At 61.4% G+C, this 21842-nt stretch carries 20 protein-coding genes and 1 pseudogene; 16 read left to right on the top strand and 5 right to left on the bottom strand.

The genetic code is table 11. The features are described from left to right. Positions 1-63: 63 nt before the first annotated feature. From macA to ABV589_RS02810, 4 genes are all read left to right on the top strand, one after another. Entirely contained in the window at positions 64-1212 is a 1149-nt protein-coding gene (gene macA, locus ABV589_RS02825; protein WP_096797354.1) for a macrolide transporter subunit MacA, read from the top strand. A 2-nt stretch (positions 1213-1214) separates the two neighbouring features. Next, positions 1215-3173 (top strand): MacB family efflux pump subunit, encoded by a 1959-nt coding sequence (locus tag ABV589_RS02820; RefSeq protein WP_367084769.1) that lies wholly within the window; start codon positions 1215-1217, stop codon positions 3171-3173. Positions 3174-3827: 654 nt separating this feature from the next. Further along, positions 3828-4199 carry a hypothetical protein gene (locus ABV589_RS02815; RefSeq protein WP_367086164.1) on the top strand — a complete coding sequence of 124 codons (372 nt, stop codon included), beginning with the start codon at positions 3828-3830 and terminating at the stop codon, positions 4197-4199. A 182-nt stretch (positions 4200-4381) separates the two neighbouring features. Then, positions 4382-4510 carry a hypothetical protein gene (locus ABV589_RS02810; protein WP_367084768.1) on the top strand — a complete coding sequence of 43 codons (129 nt, stop codon included), beginning with the start codon at positions 4382-4384 and terminating at the stop codon, positions 4508-4510. 61 nt (positions 4511-4571) lie between these two features. Here the strand turns inward: ABV589_RS02810 and ABV589_RS02805 are convergent, their stop codons facing one another. Continuing rightward, positions 4572-5330, bottom strand: a complete 759-nt coding sequence (locus ABV589_RS02805; RefSeq protein ID WP_367084767.1) for a helix-turn-helix transcriptional regulator — start codon at positions 5328-5330, stop codon at positions 4572-4574. A 317-nt stretch (positions 5331-5647) separates the two neighbouring features. On the opposite strand from ABV589_RS02805, the gene ycaC reads away from it, so the two are divergent. Continuing rightward, the gene (gene ycaC, locus ABV589_RS02800; protein WP_007966399.1) at positions 5648-6280 is read left to right on the top strand and encodes an isochorismate family cysteine hydrolase YcaC; all 633 of its coding nucleotides are present in this window, start codon (positions 5648-5650) and stop codon (positions 6278-6280) included. A 166-nt stretch (positions 6281-6446) separates the two neighbouring features. On the opposite strand, the gene ABV589_RS02795 is transcribed toward ycaC, so the two are convergent. Then, a complete protein-coding gene (locus ABV589_RS02795) occupies positions 6447-6704 on the bottom strand; it encodes a hypothetical protein (RefSeq protein ID WP_367086163.1) in 258 nt (85 codons plus the stop codon). Between the two features lie 129 nt (positions 6705-6833). Between ABV589_RS02795 and ABV589_RS02790 the strand changes: the two genes are divergently transcribed. The 11 genes from ABV589_RS02790 to ABV589_RS02740 all read left to right on the top strand — a co-directional run bounded on the left by ABV589_RS02790 (position 6834) and on the right by ABV589_RS02740 (position 19961). Then, on the top strand, positions 6834-7769 hold the full coding sequence (locus ABV589_RS02790) for a Gfo/Idh/MocA family oxidoreductase (RefSeq protein ID WP_367084766.1): 936 nt from the start codon (positions 6834-6836) through the stop codon (positions 7767-7769). A 215-nt stretch (positions 7770-7984) separates the two neighbouring features. Further along, positions 7985-9037 (top strand): isopenicillin N synthase family oxygenase, encoded by a 1053-nt coding sequence (locus tag ABV589_RS02785; RefSeq protein WP_367084765.1) that lies wholly within the window; start codon positions 7985-7987, stop codon positions 9035-9037. Between the two features lie 27 nt (positions 9038-9064). Then, positions 9065-9874, top strand: coding sequence for a MetQ/NlpA family ABC transporter substrate-binding protein (locus tag ABV589_RS02780; RefSeq protein ID WP_367084764.1), 810 nt, complete (start codon positions 9065-9067; stop codon positions 9872-9874). Beyond that, positions 9871-10671, top strand: a complete 801-nt coding sequence (locus tag ABV589_RS02775; RefSeq protein WP_367084763.1) for a methionine ABC transporter ATP-binding protein — start codon at positions 9871-9873, stop codon at positions 10669-10671. Before ABV589_RS02780 ends, ABV589_RS02775 begins: the two co-directional genes overlap by 4 nt. Further along, positions 10668-11339: a methionine ABC transporter permease gene (locus ABV589_RS02770; RefSeq protein WP_367084762.1), complete on the top strand. Its 672-nt coding sequence runs from the start codon at positions 10668-10670 to the stop codon at positions 11337-11339. Before ABV589_RS02775 ends, ABV589_RS02770 begins: the two co-directional genes overlap by 4 nt. A gap of 8 nt (positions 11340-11347) precedes the next feature. After that, complete coding sequence (locus ABV589_RS02765; protein WP_367084761.1) at positions 11348-12898, top strand: sugar ABC transporter ATP-binding protein; 1551 nt, start codon at positions 11348-11350, stop codon at positions 12896-12898. Next, positions 12891-13916 (top strand): ABC transporter permease, encoded by a 1026-nt coding sequence (locus ABV589_RS02760; RefSeq protein ID WP_367084760.1) that lies wholly within the window; start codon positions 12891-12893, stop codon positions 13914-13916. Before ABV589_RS02765 ends, ABV589_RS02760 begins: the two co-directional genes overlap by 8 nt. 31 nt (positions 13917-13947) lie before the next feature. After that, positions 13948-15003 carry a substrate-binding domain-containing protein gene (locus ABV589_RS02755; protein ID WP_027614163.1) on the top strand — a complete coding sequence of 352 codons (1056 nt, stop codon included), beginning with the start codon at positions 13948-13950 and terminating at the stop codon, positions 15001-15003. 68 nt (positions 15004-15071) lie between these two features. After that, a complete protein-coding gene (locus ABV589_RS02750) occupies positions 15072-15737 on the top strand; it encodes a sulfite oxidase-like oxidoreductase (RefSeq protein ID WP_367084759.1) in 666 nt (221 codons plus the stop codon). Between the two features lie 430 nt (positions 15738-16167). Continuing rightward, complete coding sequence (locus tag ABV589_RS02745) at positions 16168-18555, top strand: TonB-dependent receptor (protein ID WP_367084758.1); 2388 nt, start codon at positions 16168-16170, stop codon at positions 18553-18555. A gap of 41 nt (positions 18556-18596) precedes the next feature. Next, positions 18597-19961 carry an APC family permease gene (locus tag ABV589_RS02740; protein WP_367084757.1) on the top strand — a complete coding sequence of 455 codons (1365 nt, stop codon included), beginning with the start codon at positions 18597-18599 and terminating at the stop codon, positions 19959-19961. On the opposite strand, the gene ABV589_RS02735 is transcribed toward ABV589_RS02740, so the two are convergent. The 3 genes and pseudogenes from ABV589_RS02735 to ABV589_RS02725 form a co-directional block, all read right to left on the bottom strand. Beyond that, the gene (locus ABV589_RS02735) at positions 19958-20419 is read right to left on the bottom strand and encodes a DUF3574 domain-containing protein (RefSeq protein ID WP_367084756.1); all 462 of its coding nucleotides are present in this window, start codon (positions 20417-20419) and stop codon (positions 19958-19960) included. The two genes, ABV589_RS02740 and ABV589_RS02735, sit on opposite strands and share 4 nt — an antisense overlap. A 343-nt stretch (positions 20420-20762) precedes the next feature. Beyond that, positions 20763-20888 (bottom strand): annotated as a pseudogene (locus ABV589_RS02730) (DUF4381 domain-containing protein); the annotation flags it as partial. An 11-nt stretch (positions 20889-20899) separates the two neighbouring features. Further along, positions 20900-21811, bottom strand: coding sequence for an AraC family transcriptional regulator (locus tag ABV589_RS02725; protein ID WP_367084755.1), 912 nt, complete (start codon positions 21809-21811; stop codon positions 20900-20902). Positions 21812-21842: the final 31 nt, after the last annotated feature.

The following is a 21842-nucleotide window of genomic DNA, read 5'->3' as shown; positions in this document are numbered from 1 at the left end:
TGGTTGTTCTATCAAGACCCGGCCGCTGGCCGGGTTCATCCCTGAACGGACTTGTGGTTATTTATGGAAAAGTCGAAGTTGCGCAAAGTCGGTATGGGGTTGGCGTTGGCGGCGGTGGCCGGTCTGGTGCTGTACACGGTGCAGGCACCGGCCGAAGCGCCGAAATACCAGACCGCTCCAGTCGAACGCTCGGATATCGAAAACACCGTGCTCGCCACCGGTTTGCTGGAAGGCGTCAAGCAGGTGGACGTCGGTGCCCAGGTGTCGGGACAGTTGAAGTCGCTCAAGGTCAAGGTGGGCGACAAGGTGAAGAAGGGCCAGTGGCTGGCCGAGATCGATCCGCTGGTGCTGCAGAACACCCTGCGTCAGGCGCAGGTCGATGAGGAAAACCTGCAGGCGCAGAAGCGTGCCACGCAAGCCCAGCTCAAGCAGACCAAAGCGATTTACCAGCGCTATCAGAACCTGCAGGAAGACGCGTCGATATCTCGTCAGGATTTCGAGACCGCGCAATCGGATTACGAGGTGCAGCAGGCCAATCTGCTGTCGCTGGATGCGCAGATCAAAAGTGCGCATATCCAGATTGACACCGCCAAGGTCAACCTCGCGTACACGCGGATCGTTGCGCCGATCGATGGCGACGTGGTCGGCATCGTCACCCAGGAAGGCCAGACCGTGATTGCTAACCAATTGGCGCCGATCCTGCTGAAACTGGCGGATCTGGACACCATGACCATCAAGGCCCAGGTGTCGGAGGCCGACGTGATTCATATCGCGCCGGGGCAGCAGGTGTATTTCACCATCCTCGGCGAGGACAAACGCTATTACGGCAAGCTGCGTGGCACGGAGCCTGCGCCGCAAAACTTCCTCGAAACGCCGCCGGCCGGCACCCCGAAACAAAACACCGCGGTGTTCTACAACGCGCTGTTCGAGGTGCCCAATCCCGACCATCGCTTGCGCATCTCGATGACCGCGCAAGTGCGCATCGTCCTTGATACCGCGCAATCGGTGCTGACCGTGCCGGTGGCCGCGCTTGGGCCGCGCAATGCTGATGGAAGTTTTCCGGTGCGGGTGCTCGACGCCAAGGGCCAGGCGCAGTCGCGCAACGTGCAGACCGGGATCAACAACAACGTCAAAGTGCAGATCAATCAGGGCCTCAGCGAAGGCGAGCGGGTGGTGATCGGTGATCCGTTGCCCGCCGTGGCGGGGGCTTGAGCATGACGCAAGCATTGCTGCAACTGACCGGCATCACCCGCAGTTTCACCGCTGGCGACCGCGAATTTCTCGCGTTGAAGGACATCAACCTGACGATCAATGCCGGAGAAATGGTGGCGATCATCGGCGCCTCCGGTTCCGGCAAATCAACCCTGATGAACATCCTCGGCTGTCTCGATTACGCCACTGCCGGCAGCTACAGGATCAACGGCCAGGAGACCCGCGACCTTGACGATCAGGCGCTGGCCGAACTGCGCCGCGATTACTTCGGTTTCATCTTCCAGCGCTATCATTTGCTGCCGCACCTGAGCGCGATGCACAACGTCGAGATGCCGGCGATTTACGCCGGCATTCCCGCGCCGCAACGTCACGCCCGCGCCCGCGAATTGCTGGCACGACTGGGCCTTGATGGACACCTGACCCACCGGCCGAGTCAGCTCTCCGGTGGTCAGCAACAACGGGTGAGTATCGCCCGGGCTTTGATGAACGGCGGTGAAGTGATTCTCGCCGACGAACCCACCGGCGCCCTCGACACCGCCAGCGGCAAGGAAGTGATGCGCATCCTGCTGGAGCTGCACGCGGCCGGGCACACGGTGATTCTGGTGACCCACGACCCGAAAGTCGCGGCCAACGCCGAGCGCATCATCGAAGTCAGCGACGGTGAAATCCTCAGCGACCGCCTCAACGTGCGCGACAGCGGGCAACTGCCGAGCGAAGAGGACGTTGCGCCGAAACCCCCGGCGACCCGCCGTCTGGTCGCCAGCCTCGGGCTGTTCAAGGAAGCCTTCAACATGGCTTGGGTGGCGCTGATTTCGCACCGTATGCGCACCTTGCTGACCATGCTCGGGATCGTCATCGGCATCACCTCGGTGGTGTCGATTTCGGCGATCGGCGAGGGCGCGAAAAACTACGTGCTCAAGGACATTTCGGCGATCGGCAGCAACACCATCGACATCTATTCCGGCAGCAGTTTCGGCGATAAGCGCGCCGCGTCGATCGAGACACTGGTGCCGGCTGACGTCACCGCGCTGAATCAGCTGTATTACGTCGACAGCGCCACCCCGGTGGTCGGCCGCAGCATGCTCCTGCGTTACCGCAACATCGACCTCGACGCGCAGATCAACGGCGTCAGCGACCAGTACTTTCAGGTGCGCGGGATCAAACTGGAGGCGGGCATCACCTTCAGCGAAAGCGATGCGCGGCGCCAGGCGCAGGTGGTGGTGATCGATTACAACACCCGGCATCGGTTGTTCGGCGAGGGCGTTGATCCGCTGGGGCAGGTGATCCTGATCGGCAACCTGCCATGCACGGTGATCGGCGTGGCCGCCGAGAACAAGAACCTGTTTGCCTCGGGCAAGACCCTCAACGTCTGGGTGCCCTACGAAACCGCCGCCGGGCGTATCCTGGGCCAACGCTTTCTCGACAGCATCAGCGTACGGATCAAGGACGGCCAGTCGAGCAAAGTCGTGGAAAATCACGTCACCCAATTGATGCTGCAACGCCACGGCATCAAGGATTTCTACACCAACAACCTCGACAGCGTGATGCAGACCGTGCAGAAAACCAGCCGCTCGCTGGCGTTGCTGCTGTCGCTGATCGCGGTGATTTCGCTGGTGGTCGGTGGCATCGGCGTGATGAACATCATGCTGGTGTCGGTCACCGAGCGTACCCGCGAGATCGGCATTCGCATGGCGGTCGGCGCACGGCAGTCGGACATTCGTCAGCAGTTCCTGGTGGAAGCGGTGATGGTCTGCCTGCTCGGCGGGGCGATCGGCATCTCGTTGTCGTATGCCATCGGTCACCTGTTTTCGCTGTTCATCAAGGAATGGGAAATGGTGTTCTCCATGGCCTCGGTGGTGACGGCAGTGATCTGCTCGACGCTGATCGGCATCGTCTTCGGCTTCGTCCCCGCGCGTAATGCCTCGCGCCTGGACCCGATCGAAGCGTTGGCACGGGACTGACTGCCAGAGCTGCCTGGCCGGGCTCGTGCCTGAAGCGCACAAATCGAAAGGGGCGGGTCACGAACCCGTCCCTGTTTTTCGCCCAGCCCTGCTGGCAATGGCGGCCTGACAGCCAACCGGTCCCCAACTGAATGCACCCAATCCAATTGTAGGAGCCAGCCTGCTGGCGATGACGGCCTACAAGCCGACCAATCCCTGACTGAATGCTCTCGGTCAAATTGTGGGAGCTGGCTTGCCAGCGAAAGCGGCCTGCCAGACAACATCAAAGCAACAGAGCAGACCCCGCACATAAACGCACCCCTGCAACCACGTTTAAAGTACACGAACCGTTACGCCCTAACGGCTACAACGCCTTGCGCCGTTACCTACGCGTACGCCAGAATCCGCCGGCTTACACGGCTATGGGCCGGGCTATATCGTTTCCCTGTCACTGAAAATCAGTGATCGGGTTTGGTAGCCCGTTTCTAAGTGTGATGGCGACACCGTGTGCAGTTCCTTTTCGGGGACTCGATTTTATGGTGGCCATGCGTGGGGCTCCTTCGGGAGCGCCGGGTTTTCCTGCTTAGACCGGTCTACCAACCCGCGTATGGCCGCCACCCTCGTTTGGTAGCGAGAGTGACGGCTCCTTACTTTTGCTAAGCAGGAGCTTCATCCATATTCAAAGCCAAACCCAACCCCCCGGACACCTCGATCCCGTACGACCCGGCCCTCGACCCGCAGAAGATAAAAGCGGCAACCGACCGCGCCATCAACTTCTACCTCAACCCCGGCGCACTGAAGATCCCGATCCCTTCAACCTCGTCATGCAAGGCGAACAGAATCTTCCTCATCGACCCCGAGGTGGATGAAGAAACCTTGCTCGTCGAAGCCTGTGAATCCCTGGCCGCCGCCAGCGACATGGCCCGCGATATCGGCGACACCGTCGACAACCCACAGCGCCGGGCCGTGCTGATGCTGCATCAGGTGATCATGCTCAGTGAACTGATGGTCAACCGGGTACTGGACGGCCGCCGCATCCCGAACTAATCACGCGGTCCCCCGTGTAGGAGCTGCCGCAGGCTGCGATCTTTTGACGTTGCCTTAAAAAAACAAGATCAAAAGATCGCAGCCTTCGGCAGCTCCTACAGTGAGTAATCCTTTCAAAGTGCCTCGATCGGAGTTCCAGCTGATGCCCGAAACCCAACCAATCCCTGGCCTCGGCCACGGTGATGCTCAGCGACTTCGCCGGCACGCTGGAAGGGCCGAGCCGCAATACGGCGCTGGGCATTGCGCAGGTGGTGATGCTGGGGGAGTTGGCGGTGAATCAAGCGCTGGATAGAGTCGTGCCGAAGGATTAGGCCTCCAATGTAAAAAAACCGCCGCCCGAGGAGGGCGGCGGTTTTTTGTTCGGTTGTGGACTCAGGCTGCGCTGGTGGCGTGGCTGGTGTCCTCCGGCGAATACATCCAGCGCATCAACGAATGCCGGCCGCTGATCCCCAGTTTGATTGCCGCGCGTTTGAGGTAGCTTTCCACCGTGTTGACCTTCAACTGCAACTGCTCGGCCAGTTCCGGTGCGGTGCGCCCGGCGAGCAGGCCGATGCACACTTCGGTTTCGCGATTGGACAGGCTCAGGCCCAGTTGCTGCAAACGCTCGTTGAAGCGCAGTCGCAGGTTTTCCAGGCCCTGTTGCGCACCGTCCGCGCCGGGCGACGGGTCTTCTGTGTTGGCCTGCTGGGGTTGCAGGGCGTGAATGTGTTTTTCCAGCATCGGCAACAGCACCGGAGAAATGTCCTGCAACAAGCTCTGCTCCTGAGCCGAGAACCGTTGCGACTGGTCGTTGCGATACACCGAAATCACGTAGCGGTAGCCGTCCTTGCGCCTCGTCAGATGCAGCTGCGAGGCATCGGCGCTGGCCGAGGCTGGCGGGTCCATCGGCTCGCTCGAGCGTGCGGCAATCTGTTCGCAGAATACCGTTTCAGCCTGCTGGGCCGAGTCTTTGCCGGGTTCCGGTAGGTGGCGATGGGCGGGGCGGCCCACCGGCTCGACGCGCATCTGGCGAATGTGTGTGGCGTCCACCGCCAGTTGAGTCTGGATCAGGTCATGCAGCATCCGCGGAAAGTGCCGGCTGCCGGTGCTCGCAATGACTTTACCGATATGGGGAAACAGGTGTGAATTCATAAACATCATCCATGAGTTGCAGGTGAAACAGTCCCATTCCTGACCTGCGTCGAGCATGTTCCCTGGTCGGCGCAAATGTCAGGATGTGGATCCTATCCTAGTACAACGTTTGAAAGACGGTTTAATGAAGGTGTTATTAGCTCATAACCCTTCGCCATCGAACTTTGCTTGCAATCGAGCTCAGGGACGCTCGATTGTCCGCTTCAAGTTGACAGTGAAACACTTTTCAACCGATTTATCGGTTCCGGTGGTGTCAGTAATCTGTGCCCATGTTCAACGCAACGCCAACTACCTCAACCAAGAAAAGGGATTCAAACATGAGCACTGCAACCTACAACCGCCTGAACAAAGACGACGCCGTAGTCCTGCTGGTCGACCACCAGACCGGTCTGATTTCTCTGGTTCAGGACTTCTCGCCGAACGAGTTCAAGAACAACGTCCTGGCGCTGGCCGACCTGGCGAAATTCTTCAACCTGCCGACCATCCTCACCACCAGTTTCGAACAAGGCCCCAACGGCCCGCTGGTCCCGGAACTGAAAGAAATGTTCCCGGACGCGCCGTACATCGCCCGCCCAGGCCAGATCAACGCCTGGGACAACGAAGACTTCGTCAAGGCGATCAAGGCCACCGGCCGCAAGCAGATCATCATCGCCGGTGTGGTAACCGACGTCTGCGTCGCGTTCCCGACCCTGTCGGCACTGGCCGAAGGCTTCGATGTATTCGTCGTCACCGACGCCTCCGGCACCTTCAACACCACCGTCCAGCAAGCCGCGTGGAGCCGCATGACCCAGGCCGGCGCACAAATGATGAACTGGTTCTCGGTCGCCTGTGAGCTGCACCGCGACTGGCGCAACGACATCGAAGGGCTGGGCAATCTGCTGTCGCAGCGGATTCCGAACTACCGGAACCTGATGAACAGTTACTCGGCGTTGACCGCGCAGCAGAAGTGACTGCAGCGTTGTGAAAGTGAAAGCCTGCCCTGAAAAGCTAATGCTGTTCACTTAAGCCCGACACTGTGACTGTGGCGAGGGAGCTTGCTCCCGCTGGGTCGCGAAGCGGCCCCAAAAGAGGGACTGCTACGCAGCCCAGCGGGAGCAAGCTCCCTCGCCACGGGTTTCAATTGAATGCAAAATCTCTTAAGTGAGCAGCATCTTCCTGCAGGTAGCGGCCTTGCAGGGCCATGATTTCTGTCTTGCTCGGAACGCCTTTTCTTTTCAGGTTGACGAGCAGTTGCTCAACACCATCAAGTTCCACAACATCACCGGCCAGGCGCGTGATGGTCACCGCCATGCAACTGAGGTTGTCACGGTCGGCGGTAACCTTGTGGGCTTTGGCGAGCAGGCGAACTTCAGTCGCGCCGCTGCATTGACGCACGCTACCCGGCGCGGTGAACCGAGCGCTGGCTTCTGCGGTTTTTTGATCAGACTCAGCTGGGTATTCCCAGACATTTGCGGCTAATCTGCGCATTCGCTGACGACAACAAGACAACAACAGGAGTCACTGATGCAACCGATCCGTCTCGGTCTGGTGGGCTATGGCAAGATTGCCCAGGATCAACATGTTCCGGCGATCAACGCCAATCCCGGATTTCGCTTGGTGGCGGTCGCCACGCAGGGCAAACCCTGCCCCGGGGTGGAGAACTTTCACTCGTTGAGCGAGTTGCTGGAAAACGGCCCCGAGGTGGATGCGATTGCGTTTTGTACGCCGCCGCAAGGTCGATTCGCCCTGGTGCAGCAGGCGCTGGCCGCCGGCAAACATGTGTTGGTGGAAAAACCACCGTGCGCCACGCTGGGCGAGGCGCTGGCCCTGATCAGTCAAGCGCAGCAACAGGGTGTCAGTGCGTTGTTCGCCTGGCATTCGCGCTACGCCCCCGGTATCGAAGCCGCCCGCGACTGGCTCGCCGGCCGCACGCTGCAAAGCGTGCAGATCGACTGGAAGGAAGACGTGCGCAAGTGGCATCCCGGTCAGACGTGGATCTGGCAACCCGGTGGTCTGGGCGTTTTCGATCCCGGCATCAATGCCTTGTCGATTGTCACCCATTTGTTGGCGCAGGCACTGTTTGTCGAGTCCGCCGAACTGCGCGTACCGGACAACTGCCAGTCGCCGATTGCCGCGTCCATCAAGATGTCCGATGCGCACCGGCTCGACGTGCAGGCCGAGTTCGATTTCGACCACGGTCACGACGAACTCTGGAGCATCGAGATTCGCTGCGCCGAAGGGCTGCTGCGCCTGGACAACGGCGGGGCGCTGCTGAGCATCGACGGCGTGCGTCAGGCGGTATCGGAAGAGGGCGAGTACACGGCGGTGTATCGACACTTTCAGCAACTGATTGGCGATCGGACCAGCGATGTGGACCTGCAGCCGCTGCGGCTGGTGGCTGACAGTTTCTTTGTCGGCAGCCGGGTGGCAGTCGAGCCGTTTTATGACCCGGCACGTTGATCAGTGGAAGCGGGAGAGCTGTCGCGTGATGACAGCGAACTTGAGCGTCAGGCCTAAGCTAATGCAAAAAGGGTATTTGTTCGTGGTTTTTAAGATCGTTTAGTTTTGTCTCACGACGAATCAAACGCATCAAACCGATAGACCCCCGATTGCCATGACGGCACACGCTGAATCGATCAAAGGCTCTTCAGGTTTGGTTCACACGGGAGTGAATCATGCCGCATACCCTCGATATCACCACGTTGCCGACGCTGGACCTTTCGTTGTTCGAAGGCACCGCGCAACAGCGTTATGAATTTCTTGAAAACCTGCGTCACGCCGCGCGTGACGTCGGCTTTTTCTATCTCACCGGCCATGGCATCGACAGCCACCTGCTCAAGCAGGTGCAGGACCACGCCCGGCAGTTCTTTGCCTTGTCCGAGCACGAAAAGACTGCCGTCGGCATGATCAATTCGCCGCACTTTCGCGGGTACAACCGTGCTGCTTCCGAGATCACCCGTGGTGAACCCGACTGGCGTGAGCAATTCGATCTCGGCGCCGAGCGCGAAGCGTTGCCGCTGGACGCGGACAGCCCGTTGTGGGCTCGGTTGCAGGGACCCAACCAATGGCCGGCGGCGCTGCCAGAACTAAAACCGCTGCTGCTCGAATGGCAACAGGCGATGACGCGTATGGCGTTGCGTCTGCTGCGTGCCTTTGCCCAGGCGCTGTCGCTGCGGGCGGACGCGTTCGATCAGTTGTACGGCGACCAGCCCAACGAACACATCAAGTTGATGCGCTACCCAGGCCAGGCCGCCAGCGCGAGCCAGCAAGGCGTCGGCGCGCACAAGGATTCCGGGTTCCTCAGCTTTCTCCTGCAAGACCAGCAGGCCGGGTTGCAAGTGGAAGTCGAGGAGGGGCGCTGGATCGATGCGCTGCCGCGTGAAAACACCTTGGTGGTGAACATTGGCGAACTGCTGGAACTGGCCAGCAACGGTTATCTGCGCGCCACGGTGCATCGGGTGGTGTCGCCGCCCGCAGGCAGCGAACGCTTGTCCATCGCCTTCTTCCTCGGCGCGCAACTCGATGCCGTGGTGCCGCTGTATCCGTTGCCCACCGCGCTGCTGCGCGAAGCGCGTGGCCCGGCGAGTGATCCGCTCAATCCGTTGTTTCGCGATGTCGGCTGGAACTACCTCAAAGGTCGGTTGCGTTCGCACCCCGACGTCGCCCGACGCTTTTATGCCGATGCGCTGATGCCCGCCGCACCGGCTCGTAAAACCGCCAGCGCCTGATTCATCACTCGCTCAAGGACTCCGCACATGTTGAAGAAAGCAGGTTTGACCCTGGCCGTGCTCGGCGCGCTGGTGACTTCGTTCGGCACGCAGGCACTGGAGCCGTTGCGCGTGGCGGCCGACCCGGTGCCTCACGCGCAGATTCTCGCGTACATCCAGACAATCGATCCGCAACTCAAGCTCAAGGTCATCGAGATTCCCAACGGCGTGAACTCCAACGAGCTGTTGGTGCATGGCGATGTCGATGCCAATTACTTCCAGCATCTGCCGTACCTGAAATCCCAGGAGCAAGCGCTGGGGCAGAAACTCGCGGTGGCCGCCACGGTGCATATCGAGCCGCTGGGCATCTATTCGCGCCGACACAAAAACTTCGCCGAGGTGCCGGAAAAAGGCACCATCGCCGTGCCCAACAACGTCACCAACCTGAGCCGTGCGCTGTACCTGTTGCAGGACAACGGGTTGATCAAACTCAAGCCCGGTTTCAAGGATCCGGCGGCCGATCAGGCCACGCCCAAGGACATCGCCGAGAACCCGAAACAGCTGAAGATCCTCGAAATCGAATCGCCGCAAATCCCTCGGGCGCTGGACGACGTCGATCTGGCGGTGATCAACGGCAACTACGCGCTGGAAGCCGGACTGGTGCCGGCCCAGGATGCGCTGGGGCTGGAGAAGGCCGAACACAATCCGTACGCCAACATTCTGGTGACCACGCCGAAGCTGCAGAACGATCCGCGCATTGCGCAACTGGCCAAGGACCTGACCTCGCCGCAAGTGGCGAAATACATCACCGATAACTTCAAGGGGTCGGTGATTCCGGTGGAGGATGGCAAGCCATGATCGTCGTCGAGCAGTTGAGCAAGACCTACCCGTCGGCGCCGGCGCCGGCACTGGATCAGGTATCGCTGAGTATTCCCGACGGCGCGATCTACGGCATCCTCGGGCGGAGCGGCGCAGGCAAGTCGACCCTGTTGCGCTGTCTCAATCTGCTCGAACGCCCGGACAGCGGGAAAATTCTCATCGACGGCGTGGACCTGCTGACCCTGTCGCCCAGCGACCTGCGTCGCCAGCGGCAGCGCATCGGCATGATTTTCCAGGGCTTCAATCTGCTGCATTCGCGCACCGTGTTCGACAACATCGCCGTGCCGCTGGAGATCGCCAACGTCGGCAAACCGTGGCGCCATGTGCGGGTGCGCGAGCTGCTGGAACTGGTGGGGCTGAGCGACAAGGCGCAAGCCTTTCCCTCGCAGTTGTCCGGTGGGCAAAAGCAGCGGGTGGGGATTGCCCGCGCACTGGCAGCGGAGCCTGCGTATCTGCTGTCGGACGAAGCCACTAGCGCACTGGACCCGGAAACCACCGCGTCGATTCTCGACCTGCTGCGCGATATCAACCGGCAACTGGGTGTGACCATTGTGCTGATCACCCATGAACTGGACGTGGTCAAGTCGATCTGCGATCACGCGGCGTTGATGGCCGACGGGCGACTGGTCGAGTCCGGCCCGGTGCCGCGCTTGCTCGCCGATGCGCAATCGAGTCTCGGCACTTCGTTGCGTCCGACCTGCGGTCTGCCGCTGGGCCACGACATCCCCGGGCTCAGCTTCCTCAAGCAATACGGCGTGCGGGCGGCCCAGTCATGAACCGCACGATCAATTGGGATGAAATCCTGCAACTGCTGTTCAACGCCACCGGCGAGACCCTGTACATGGTCTTGCTCGCGGGGCTGTTCACGCTGCTGATCGGTTTGCCGCTCGGGGTGTCGCTGTTTGTCAGTCGGCGCGATGGACTGTGGCCGCTGCCACGGCTCAATGCCGCGCTGGGTTCGCTGGTCAATCTGGGGCGTTCGCTGCCGTTTGTGGTGATGCTGATTGCGCTGATTCCGCTGACGCGTCTGCTGGTTGGTACGACGCTGGGCAGCACCGCTGCGGTGGTGCCGATCACCATCGGCGCATTTCCGTTTTTCGCGCGGATCGTCGAGAACGCCCTGGATGAAGTCGACAAGGGCCGGATCGAAGCGATCCTCGCCATGGGCGGCGATATCCGTCATGTGATTTTCAAAGTGCTGCTGCCCGAAGCGCTGCCCGCGTTGCTGGCGGGGATCACTCTGACGCTGGTGATGCTGATCGGTTTTTCTTCCATGGCCGGGGTGATCGGCGGTGGCGGCCTCGGTGATCTGGCGATCCGATATGGCTATCAGCGTTTCAACAATGAAGTGATGGTCGCCACCGTGGTGGTGCTGGTCATTCTGGTGCAGGGCGTGCAGAGCCTGGGCGACCGGCTGGTGCGTTCGCTGGCCCATCGACGTTAAGGAATTTTATGAGTGTGGTCGTGGCCCGCGCGCCGCTGATTCAGGTGCGTGAACTGAGCAAGCGCTTCGGTTCGAACCATGCGCTGGATCGCGTCAGCCTGCAGATTCATCCCGCCGAAGTGGTGGCGTTGCTCGGTGCCAACGGCGCCGGTAAATCGACGCTGGTGAAGATTCTGGCCGGCAGCCAGCGTGCCGATGGCGGCGAGATTTACATCGACGGTCAGCCCCGCCAATTCAGTTCGCCGCTGTCAGCACGCCGGGTCGGGATTGTCGCGGTGCATCAGCAGATCAACGAGGGCATTGCGCCCGGTTTGAGCGTGGCGGAAAACCTGCTGCTCGATGAGTTGTGCAGGCCCGACGCGGACTTCTGGCTCAATCGCAAACATCTGCTGGAGCGCGCCGCGAGCATCGCCGCCGGGCTGGGGCTGGTGTTGCCGCTGGAGCAAACCATTGAACAGCTGGGCCTGGCCGAACGGCAGTTGGTGGTGCTGGCGCGGGCCTTCGCCTTGCAGCCGCGTCTGCTGATTCTCGATGAGCCGACGGCGGCATTGTCGGATGCCGAGGCGCAGCGTCTGTTTGATCTGATCGATATCTTGCGCAGCCGCGGCGTGGCGATTCTGTACATCTCCCATCGCTTGTCCGATCTGCAACGGGTGGCGGACCGCGCCATTGTCCTGCGCGATGGGCGACTGGCCGGAGAGTTCAGTGCGCGGCAGTTGCCGGAAGCGGTGCACGCCATGCTCGGGCAGGCGCTGGAAGGGCATGTCTACACGCCCGGCACCCTGGGGCAAAAAGTATTGGGTGCGCGAGGTCTACAGATTTTGCCGCACTCCAGGCGCTTCGATTTCAACCTGCACCAAGGCGAAGTAGTGGTGCTGACCGGGCTGCTCGGCGCTGGCAAAAGCGAGATCGCCGAAGTGCTGTTCGGCTTGCGCAAAGCCGTGGCCGGCAGCCTGCAACTGGATGGCGTGGACTGGCTGCCGGGTTCGCCAAGGGCAGCGATTCGCAGCGGTGTGTTTCTCGCAGCGGAGGATCGCGCCAGTCAATCGTTGGTGCCGGATTTCTCCCTGCGCCGCACCCTGACCTTACCGTTTCTACAGCGTTTCACCCGTGCCGGTTTCATTCGCAACCGCGCCGAAGCCGCAGCGGTCGAGGCGCAAGTCGCGGCACTGGGAATCAAGGCCGCCGGCATCGAGGTGCCGATGAGCACGCTGTCCGGCGGCAATCAACAGAAGGTCGTGCTTGGCCGCTGGCTGCTCGGAGAAGGGCGGGTGTTGATCCTCGACGAGCCGTTTCAGGGCGTCGACGTGCGCGCCCGCCGCGAGATCGGCCAGTTGTTGCGCGACAGTGCCGGCGGCCGCGCGACCCTGGTGATCTGCGCCGATGTCGATGAAGCCCTGGAAATCGCCGACCGCATTCTGTTGGTGCGTGATCACGCGGTAATCGCCGAATACCCGCGCGCCGGCCTTGAACGCGCGACCCTGGTCGCCGCGCTGGCCGGCAGCGACGCTAGCGAAAATCCCTTTCACGCCACGCCAAGGAGCAGAGCGAGTGCCTGATTCGAGTTCATTGTTGTCGTCCGCTACGGCACCCGCCGAGCGCCTGCTGCAAGCGCTGATCCGCTACGGCCTGTTGTGGCTGCTGGCGCTGATCGTGGTGTTTTTTAGTGTCGCGGAACCGGCGTTTTTGCGCGTCGGCAATCTGTTCAGCATCTTGCAGTCGGTGTCGATCGTCGCACTGCTGGCTCTTGGCGTGACCCTGACCATGGCGGTCGGCGGGCTTGATCTGTCGATTGGCGCGGTCGCAGCGATGAGCCTGATGATCGCCAGTTACGTGATGGTGGTGCTCGGCTGGGGCGCGGTGCCGGCGGTGCTGATCAGTCTGGCCGGTGGCGCACTGGTCGGGCTGCTCAATGGCTGGCTGATCGTCAAGCTGCGGGTGCCGGACATTCTCGCGACGCTGGGCAGCATGTTTCTGGTGATCGGCGTGCAACTGATTCCCACGGGTGGGCGCTCGATTGCGGTGGGCATGACCTTGCCCAGTGGCGTGGAAACCGAGGGCACGTTCAGCGCGGCGTTTCTCGCCATCGGCCGCGGACGTTTGTGGGAGGTGGTGCCGGTTCCGGTGTTGATCACTGCGTTGGTGGCGCTGACGGTGTGGCTGTTTCTCGAGCGCACGCGCATCGGCCGATTGTTTTATGCGATTGGCGGCAACGAGCAGGCGGCGCGATTGGCAGGCGCGCCAGTGCAGCGTTTCAAGCTGCTCGCGTATGTGCTATCGGCATTGCTCGCCTCGCTCGGCGGTTTGCTGTTGGCGGCGCGCCTGGGCCGGGGTGATGTCAGCTCCGGCAATGGTCTGGTGCTGGATGCCCTCGGCGCGGCGCTGATCGGTTTTGCCGTGCTCGGGGCGAAGAAGCCCAATGCCTTCGGCACATTGGTCGGCGCACTGTTGGTGGCGTCGCTGCTCAATGGCCTGACCATGCTCAACGCGCCGTATTACGCACAGGATTTCGTCAAGGGACTGGTGCTGGTGCTGGCCCTGATGTTCACCTTCGGCCTCGCGCATCGGGCGCGCTGAGCCGGTTCATTTGTCGCTGCAAGGAAGATGTATGCACGGTTCAATCAAGCAGTTCGCACGCCATTGCCTCGCCGGCGCGGTGCTCTCGGCGTTGGCTTTGAGCGCTCAGGCCAAGGCATTGCCGGGTGCTCCGGCGCCGTTCGATAAAGGTCAGGTGCAGATCGCGCTGGTCGGTTATCTGTTTTCCGGGGACTTTCCCGAGGCGTACCTGCGCGGCGTGGAGAAACAGACCGAGGCGCTGGGGGCCAATCTGCGGGTGTTCGATGCGCGGCAGCAGGCGGCGAGTCAGGGCGAGATGATCGATCAGGCGATCGACCTCGGGGTCGACGGGATCATCGTGCAACTGGGCCTGGCGGAAACCCTCAAGGGACCGATTGACCGGGCGATCGCCAAAGGCATCAAGGTGGTGGCGTTCGACGTTGATCTGAACAGTCCGCAAGTGACTCAGGTCGAACAGGATCACCATGCACTGGCGCGACTGGCGCTGGATCAGGCGGTGAAGGACAACGGCACGCGGTTCGATGCCGGTTACGTGTACATCAGCGGCTTCACGCCGATGGAGCGCCGCGACGAGATCTGGAGTCAGGTGAAACAGGCCAATCCGGGCATCATCGAAAAGGCGCGCTTCGGCACGCTCAACCCGCCGATTGCCAACTCGGTGGCCGATCAGGCCAGCGCGGTGCTGCGGGCCAATCCGGATATCAGCGTGATCTTCGCGCCGTTCGACGAGTTCGCCAAAGGCGCGAAAATCGCTGTCGACGAGGCCGGGCTGGGGCGCAAGGTGAAGATCTACAGCGCCGATATTTCCACCGCCGACATCCAGATCATGAAAGAACCGGACAGCGCCTGGGCGGCGACCGCAGCGGTCAATCCGCAAGTGGCGGGGGCGATCAGCGTGCGCAGTCTGGCGATGTTGATTGCCGGCGAAAATCCGGGACATCAGGTGCTGGTGCCACCGACCTTGATCACCCGTCAGCAGTTGCTCGATCTGGACGTGAAAAACGTCCGTGACCTGGCGCAGAAGCTGCCGGCGTTCGGCGATACCGCCAATGTGGCGCGGGCTGAGTGGATTCCTGTGGCGAATTGAATGCAGCGGTTCTCACCGGGTGATGCGCTGTATGCGCGGCAGGCATCCTGACGCGCTTGGGAGTGAACATGCACAACAAAGCCATGCGTTTGCGCAACAGCCGCGCACCTAAGGCTGATCCGGCGCTCGGTCAACGTTTGCCGCCGGGGCAGGTGTTGACCGAGCGGTTCCCGATTCTCCACGAAGGCACGGTGCCGGAGTATGAGTTGGCAACCTGGTCACTGCGCCTGTTCGGCAAGGTCGGGCGTGCCGTCGAGTTGAGTTTTGCCGACCTGCAAAGGTTGCCGCAGCGCGAGTTGCAATGTGACATTCATTGCGTGACACGCTGGTCGAAGTTCGACACGCAGTGGAGCGGGGTGCATCTGCAGGATCTGCTGAGCGTCTTCGACATTCAGCCCGCTTCGCGTTTCGTCATGGCCCACGCCGATCACGACTACCAGACCAACCTGTCACTCGACGACCTGCTGCACCCGGACAGCCTGCTGGCCACCCATTACGCCGGCGTCCCTTTGACCGCCCAGCACGGCTGGCCGCTGCGACTGGTGGTCGCGGGGCGCTACTTCTGGAAGAGCGCCAAATGGCTGCGCGGCCTGGAGTTTGTCGACGAAGAACAACCCGGTTTCTGGGAACGCAACGGCTTTCACCTGCACGCCGATCCGTTTGCGGAGCAACGCTTCAGTGCGCAGGCCCTGGACATTGCCGAGGATGCCTGGCTGGAAAAGGAATTCGACTAATACAATCACCCTGTGGGAGCTGGCTTGCCAGCGATGACGTCCATTCAGTCACTGTTTCTGTTGAATGACACACCGCTATCGCTGGCAAGCCAGCTCCCACAGGGATCTTTTTTGCAGTTGTAATCGTTGTTTGTTAGTTGCATCAACTGTTTGTCCAGCAACACTTGTGTTGGACTAAATACATTTAATCAGCCTGATCTAACCTAAGTGTTATTGGTTCTTTTACGGCAGGCCTTCGGCCCGTCTAGCATCGGTGTTCAAGGGGAAATAACTAACTTTGGGGATTCTGCGCTTAACCAACTCAATACGTTTAACCAGCCTTCACCACCTTCCTGCTTTCTAAAACTACAGCAGACATTGCCGCGCATTGATTGCCGACCCTTTATTGTCGGCAACGGCCGGGTATTAGCTGCGATAAAGGAGCTGTCACATGTATCAGCGTTCCCGTTCATTACTGGCCATCGCGGTGGTCGGTGCGATCTGGCAACTTCCTGCGCAAGCCGAAGACACTTCCACCCGCGTTGACGATGACACACGGCTGGGTACCGTGCTGGTCACCGGCACCCGTGGCACTGCTCGCACGGTGCTCGATTCTCCAGTGCCGGTGGACGTGTTGACCGCCGCCGACCTCAAGTCCACCGGCGTGGCCGACGGTGAGCTGGGCCAGGCGCTGCAAACGTTGTTGCCATCGTTCAGCATGCCGCGGCAGTCCAACTCCGGTGGTGCTGACCATGTGCGCGCCGCACAGTTGCGCGGCATGAGCCCGGACCAGGTGCTGGTGCTGGTCAATGGCAAGCGTCGTCACACTTCAGCGGTGGTCAACGACTCGTCGAAAATCGGTCGCGGCACGGCGCCGGTGGACTTCAACTCGATCCCCATCAGCGCGATCAAACGCATCGAAGTGCTGCGCGACGGCGCCGGGGCGCAGTACGGCTCCGACGCGATTGCCGGGGTGATCAACATCATCCTCGACGACGCCCCTGAGGGCGGCGAAGTGTCCACCAGCTATGGCGCGTTTCACACCCATCAGGACGCCATCGGCAGAACCACCACCGACGGCCAGAACAGCGTGACCACCGCCAAGATCGGCACGCGCCTGGGCGAAGAGGGCGGGTTCATTCGTGGCGGCACCGAGTACAAAAATCGCAACCCGACCAACCGCGCCGGTTTCGATGGCTTTGCCGATACCCCCGACCAGCGCAATTACGTGATGGGCGACGGCCTGGCGCGTGACGTCAACCTGTGGTTCAACAGCGAGCTGCCGCTGGCCGGCGGCAAAGCCTACAGCTTCGGCACTTACAACCAGCGCCACACCACTGGCGCCGAGTTCTATCGCTACCCCTACGAGCAGCCGCAGTTCTACCCCAACGGCTACCTGCCGCAGTCGCTGGGCGATAACAAGGATGTGTCTGCCACCGCCGGTTTCAAAGGCATGATTGGCGAGGACTGGGACTTCGACAGCAGCGTCACCCATGGCCGCAACCGTTTCGACGGCTCCACCCGCCGCACGCTCAACGTCAGCCTCGGCGCGGACTCACCCACGAAGTTCGACACTGGCGATTACGAGCTGCGCCAGACCACCACCAACCTCGATTTCAGCCGCGAACTGCGCCTCGGCGGACGCTCGTTCGTGCTGGCGCTGGGCGGTGAATACCGTTACGAAAACTACCTGACCTACGCCGGCGACGAGGCCTCTTACATCGGCTCCGGCGCTGACGGCGCCAATGGCCTGCGCCCCAGCGAAGAGTCGGACCTGGACCGCAACGTGTTTGCGACCTACGCCGAGTTGTCGGGCGATCTCACCGAGCGCTTCTTCGTCGACGCCGCCACTCGCTGGGAACATTACGACGATGCCGGCAGCAAGCTCACCGGCAAGCTCAGCGGTCGCTACAAACTGACCGAGCAGTGGGCGCTGCGCGGTGCGGTGTCGAACAACTTCCGTGCGCCGTCGCTGGCGCAAAGCGGTTTCCAGAACACCACCAGTAACTTCGGCGAAGGCGGCACGCTCACCGATATTCGCGTGCTCTCGGTCAACGACCCGATTGCCCGTGCGCTGGGCGCCGAGAAGCTCGATCCGGAGACTTCGAAAAACTTCAGCCTCGGCCTGACGTTCCAGCTCAACGAGCGCTTCGATGCTTCCCTTGACGTGTTCCGCATCGACGTCAAGGACCGCATCACCCTGTCGCAGCGCATCGGCAGCGACGCCATGGAGCAATACATCAACGACAACTTCGGCGTGGCCGGGGTGCATGACGTCAACTTCTTCACCAACGCCGCCGACACCAGCACCCACGGTGCCGAACTGGTGCTCAACTACCATCAGCCGCTATACGAAGGGCAACTGGGCCTGACCACCGCGTACACCTACAACCACACCAAAGTCACCAGCACCAAAGGCACGCCGTCGCAACTGACGGCATTGGGCATCGGCAACGATGCATTGGTCGGCGTTGAAGAAACCAACACCCTGACCGACGCCGCGCCCAAGGATCGCTTCGTGTTCAGCGCCAATTGGGCCAGCGAACACTGGGGCCTGCTCGGGCGTCTGACTCGTCAGGGCGAGACCACCCGAGTGTTCGACTTCGGTGACTCGCAACCGGAGCAGACCTATGGCGCGGTGTGGCAACTGGACGCCGAGGTGACCTACAAATTCACCCCGAAATTCAGCGTCGCCCTGGGCGGCAACAACCTCACCGACAATTACCCGGAACGCTCCGGCTCGGCGATCAACTACGGCGGCAACCTGCCGTATGACGTGCTGTCGCCAATTGGCACCAACGGCGCGTACTACTACGCCAGCGCCACCTACGGCTTCTGAGCCGAGCCGCCATGGATGGCGGACCTTCTGCGGGACTCTGCATGAATCATTCGAACGGCCCCAAGCGCCATCTGCCGGTGTTGCAGGCGTTGCTGATCACGCTGGGCATGGTGATCACCACCGACATCCTCAAGACCGCGCCGACCGTGGCGCTGAACGTCGGGCCGGAATATTTCTATTGGGTCTGGGTGCTCGGCGGCCTGGCGTCGATGGCCGGGGCGTTGTGCTTTGCCGAAATGGCCACGGCATTTCCACATCCGGGCGGCGACTATCACTTTCTGCGCACGGCCTATGGCGAACGCATGGGGTTCCTGTTCGCCTGGTCGCGTTTTTCGGTGATGCACACCGGGTGGATCGCCTTGTCGGCGTTCATGTTTGCCGATTACGTCAATGCCGTGCTGCCGCTCGGTCGGTACGGATCGGGGCTGTTTGCCGGCGGGGTGATCGCCGCGCTGGTGCTGCTCAATCTCACCGGCAAGCACATCGGTTTCATCACCCAGACCTTGTTGGTCGGCTTGTTGGCGCTGGGCTTTCTGAGCATCGCTAGCGCCGGGGTGTGGCTGGTGTGGCAGGGGGTTGAAGCAGCACCAGCGAGCGTTTCGGTTGCGCCGGAAAACACCGGCATGGCCGGGTTTTCGGCGGCGATGATTTTTGTGTTTCTGGCGTTCGGCGGCTGGAGTGATGCGGCCACATTGTCGGCGGAAGTGCGCGATGGACGACGCGGAATTTTTATCGCCATGCTCGGCGCGCTGACGCTGCTGATGGCGATCTATCTGGCACTGAACTGGGCGTTTGTGCGCGGTCTGGGTTTCGCCGGGCTGGCGGCAAGCAACGCACCGGCAGTGGAATTGTTGAACCGTGCATTCGGCGCACCGGGTGTACTGCTGATTCTGCTGATGGTCGGCATCGCGGCCATCGCCACCATCAACTCGACCTTGCTGGTCGGCGCCCGCACCACCTACGCCGCCGCCCGCGATGTGCCGCAGTTGCGTCGCTTCGGCGAGTGGCACGAGGACGATGGCGTGCCGCGCAAGGCGTTGCTGGCCGAGGGCGCGGTGGCGTTGTTGCTGGTGTTGTTCGGCAGTTTTACCCAGAGCGGATTCAACACCATGGTCGAGTACCTGACCCCGGTGTACTGGTTGTTTCTGAGTTTCAGCAGCCTGGCGCTGATCATTCTGCGGCGGCGTTTTCCCGATGTGCCGAGGCCGGTCCGGGTGCCGTTGTATCCGCTGGTGCCGCTGCTGTTTTTTGGCCTGTGCCTGTACATGCTCTATTCGAGCGTGACGGTAGTGGGCTGGGGCGCGTTTCTGGGGATTGGCGTGTTGCTGGTGGGCGCGCTGCTGTTGGCGGGATTGAGCCGCGTGGCGTCGACGCCTCGGCAAGCTCTGGGGCAGATCAGCGATTAAAACGAAACGTCGGCCGGTTGCGAAAGGCGCAGTACCGACAGGTCTCCGGTAATGCGTTTGTACGCCAGTCGAATCGCCTCGATGTTGGTGGCGTTCTGCGGATTGTTCTCGTGGAGGATCACGATGACCTTGGTGCTCAACCGCTCCGGCTCCTTCGCCCCATGATCACGCCACTGCCCATAGGCATCGAACACGGTGAAGCCGTCGGGAAACCGCGACGTCACTTCCTTGTCGAGAAACTCGCGCCAGCGCGTCGGGCTGACCGCGCCTTCCTTGCCATCCACCGTGCCTACCGAAAAGTACAACTCAGTACGAATCCACTGCGCCTGCGCCGGACGCGTGGCATCGCCTTGCAGGGTCGAACTGGCGGGGTCATGGGTGTGAACGGCGGCAGGCGGCGGGCTGGCACAACCGGCGATAGCGACGAATAGCGCTGCCAGTAACAGGCGTCTTTGCATGGAGCATCCTTTTTTATGAGTTGAGTACAGGGCGCAATTATAGAAGGCGATGTTAATAGCGATAAAAGATTAAAAAATGGTTTTGTGGTTGATTAGTGGAATAAGGAACGAACCAAGCCAGGATGCCAAATGTACCGCCGCCTTCGCGGGCAAGCCCGGCTCCCACAGGTCTCGTGGCGTGCACAAATCCCGTGATCCACACATCTCCCCTGTGGGAGCCGGGCTTGCCCGCGATAGCGCCGGTTCAGTCAATAAAGATGCTGGATGCACCAACACCATCGCTGGCAAGCCAGCTCCCACAGGTTTTTGCGGAGTACACAGATCCGCTGATCGACACCATTCACTGTGGGAGCGGGCTTGCCCGCGATAGCGGTGTATCAGTCGCTGGAGATTTTGCCTGTGCCGACGCTTTCGCGAGCAAGCTCGCTCCCACAGTTTCTCTCGGTGCTTTCCAGCAGCGACGGCATATTAACGCGTCGCTCAGCGCCCCTCATGCTGCTTGCGATAAGCCCCCGGTTGCACCCCCACCGACTTGGCGAACGCCCGGGTAAACGCAGCTATCGACTGATAGCCCACCGCCGCGCAAACCTGTTCCACCGTGTGATTGGCCCGCAACAACTGGCAGGCATGCCGAATGCGCAACGCCAGCAATACCTGCCCCGGCGATTGCCCGGCCAGTTCGTTGAAGCGTTTGAAAAACGCCGAGCGCGACAGGCCGATACTCGCCGCCATGCTCTCCAGCGACCACGGCAATTGCGGCTGTTCGATCAACTGGTCCAGCAACGGCGCGAACTGCGGATTGCGCGCCAAAGCCACGAGGCCGCCGAGGCTCTGGTTGTCGGCCATCTGTTGGCGCAACACGTACAGGAACAGCAGATGACTCAAGCGTTCGAGCAGCGCCGAGGAAGGCGCCGGGAGGCGCTCGCACTCTTGCAGGATCAACTCGAACAAGGCTCGCGCCGCGCTCGAAGAAGGATCGCCCGCGCGCAGGATGATCCAGTCCGGCAAGCCTTCGATGATCAGCGATGACAATCCCGACTTGAAATGAAAGAAGCCGCAGACCAGGCCGACACCGTCCTGCGCCTGACTGTCGAGCGCGGTCATGGCCCTGCGCGGCAGCGTCTGGGCGAGGGCCGGCTCTTCGGCGCTGGAGAGGCGGTAGTTCAGATCGCGCAGCAGAAACACCGCATCTCCAGCGTTCAACGCTATCGACTGCTCCTGCCCGTCAATGTGCAGCCAGCAGCGGCCCTGCACGATCAGATGAAAACTGGCGCGCGCAAGTCCGTGCGTGCTCGCATGCCAGCCACCGCAATAGCGGCCGACGTGAAACAGGCTGGCATCAAGTTCGAGACTTTCTAATAACCAATCAACCAAGGGGCTGGACGAAATCATCTAATGGAAACACTCAGGAGCAAGTAATCGC

It is taken from the genome of Pseudomonas sp. HOU2 (assembly GCF_040729435.1).
In the GTDB taxonomy this organism is placed as follows: Bacteria; Pseudomonadota; Gammaproteobacteria; order Pseudomonadales; family Pseudomonadaceae; genus Aquipseudomonas.
Note: the sequence above shows the minus strand (reverse complement) of the source record. Positions and strands in the feature narration are given on the sequence as shown.

Excerpts from the sequence above, each read along its gene's own strand:
- macA (WP_096797354.1), top strand. The coding sequence starts at position 64 with ATGGAAAAGTCGAAGTTGCGCAAAGTCGGTATGGGGTTGGCGTTGGCG.
- ABV589_RS02820 (WP_367084769.1), top strand. The coding sequence starts at position 1,215 with ATGACGCAAGCATTGCTGCAACTGACCGGCATCACCCGCAGTTTCACC.
- ABV589_RS02810 (WP_367084768.1), top strand. The coding sequence starts at position 4,382 with ATGCTCAGCGACTTCGCCGGCACGCTGGAAGGGCCGAGCCGCAATACG.
- ABV589_RS02805 (WP_367084767.1), bottom strand. The coding sequence starts at position 5,330 with ATGAATTCACACCTGTTTCCCCATATCGGTAAAGTCATTGCGAGCACC.
- ycaC (WP_007966399.1), top strand. The coding sequence starts at position 5,648 with ATGAGCACTGCAACCTACAACCGCCTGAACAAAGACGACGCCGTAGTC.
- ABV589_RS02790 (WP_367084766.1), top strand. The coding sequence starts at position 6,834 with ATGCAACCGATCCGTCTCGGTCTGGTGGGCTATGGCAAGATTGCCCAG.
- ABV589_RS02785 (WP_367084765.1), top strand. The coding sequence starts at position 7,985 with ATGCCGCATACCCTCGATATCACCACGTTGCCGACGCTGGACCTTTCG.
- ABV589_RS02780 (WP_367084764.1), top strand. The coding sequence starts at position 9,065 with ATGTTGAAGAAAGCAGGTTTGACCCTGGCCGTGCTCGGCGCGCTGGTG.
- ABV589_RS02775 (WP_367084763.1), top strand. The coding sequence starts at position 9,871 with ATGATCGTCGTCGAGCAGTTGAGCAAGACCTACCCGTCGGCGCCGGCG.
- ABV589_RS02770 (WP_367084762.1), top strand. The coding sequence starts at position 10,668 with ATGAACCGCACGATCAATTGGGATGAAATCCTGCAACTGCTGTTCAAC.
- ABV589_RS02765 (WP_367084761.1), top strand. The coding sequence starts at position 11,348 with ATGAGTGTGGTCGTGGCCCGCGCGCCGCTGATTCAGGTGCGTGAACTG.
- ABV589_RS02755 (WP_027614163.1), top strand. The coding sequence starts at position 13,948 with ATGCACGGTTCAATCAAGCAGTTCGCACGCCATTGCCTCGCCGGCGCG.
- ABV589_RS02750 (WP_367084759.1), top strand. The coding sequence starts at position 15,072 with ATGCACAACAAAGCCATGCGTTTGCGCAACAGCCGCGCACCTAAGGCT.
- ABV589_RS02745 (WP_367084758.1), top strand. The coding sequence starts at position 16,168 with ATGTATCAGCGTTCCCGTTCATTACTGGCCATCGCGGTGGTCGGTGCG.
- ABV589_RS02740 (WP_367084757.1), top strand. The coding sequence starts at position 18,597 with ATGAATCATTCGAACGGCCCCAAGCGCCATCTGCCGGTGTTGCAGGCG.
- ABV589_RS02735 (WP_367084756.1), bottom strand. The coding sequence starts at position 20,419 with ATGCAAAGACGCCTGTTACTGGCAGCGCTATTCGTCGCTATCGCCGGT.
- ABV589_RS02725 (WP_367084755.1), bottom strand. The coding sequence starts at position 21,811 with ATGATTTCGTCCAGCCCCTTGGTTGATTGGTTATTAGAAAGTCTCGAA.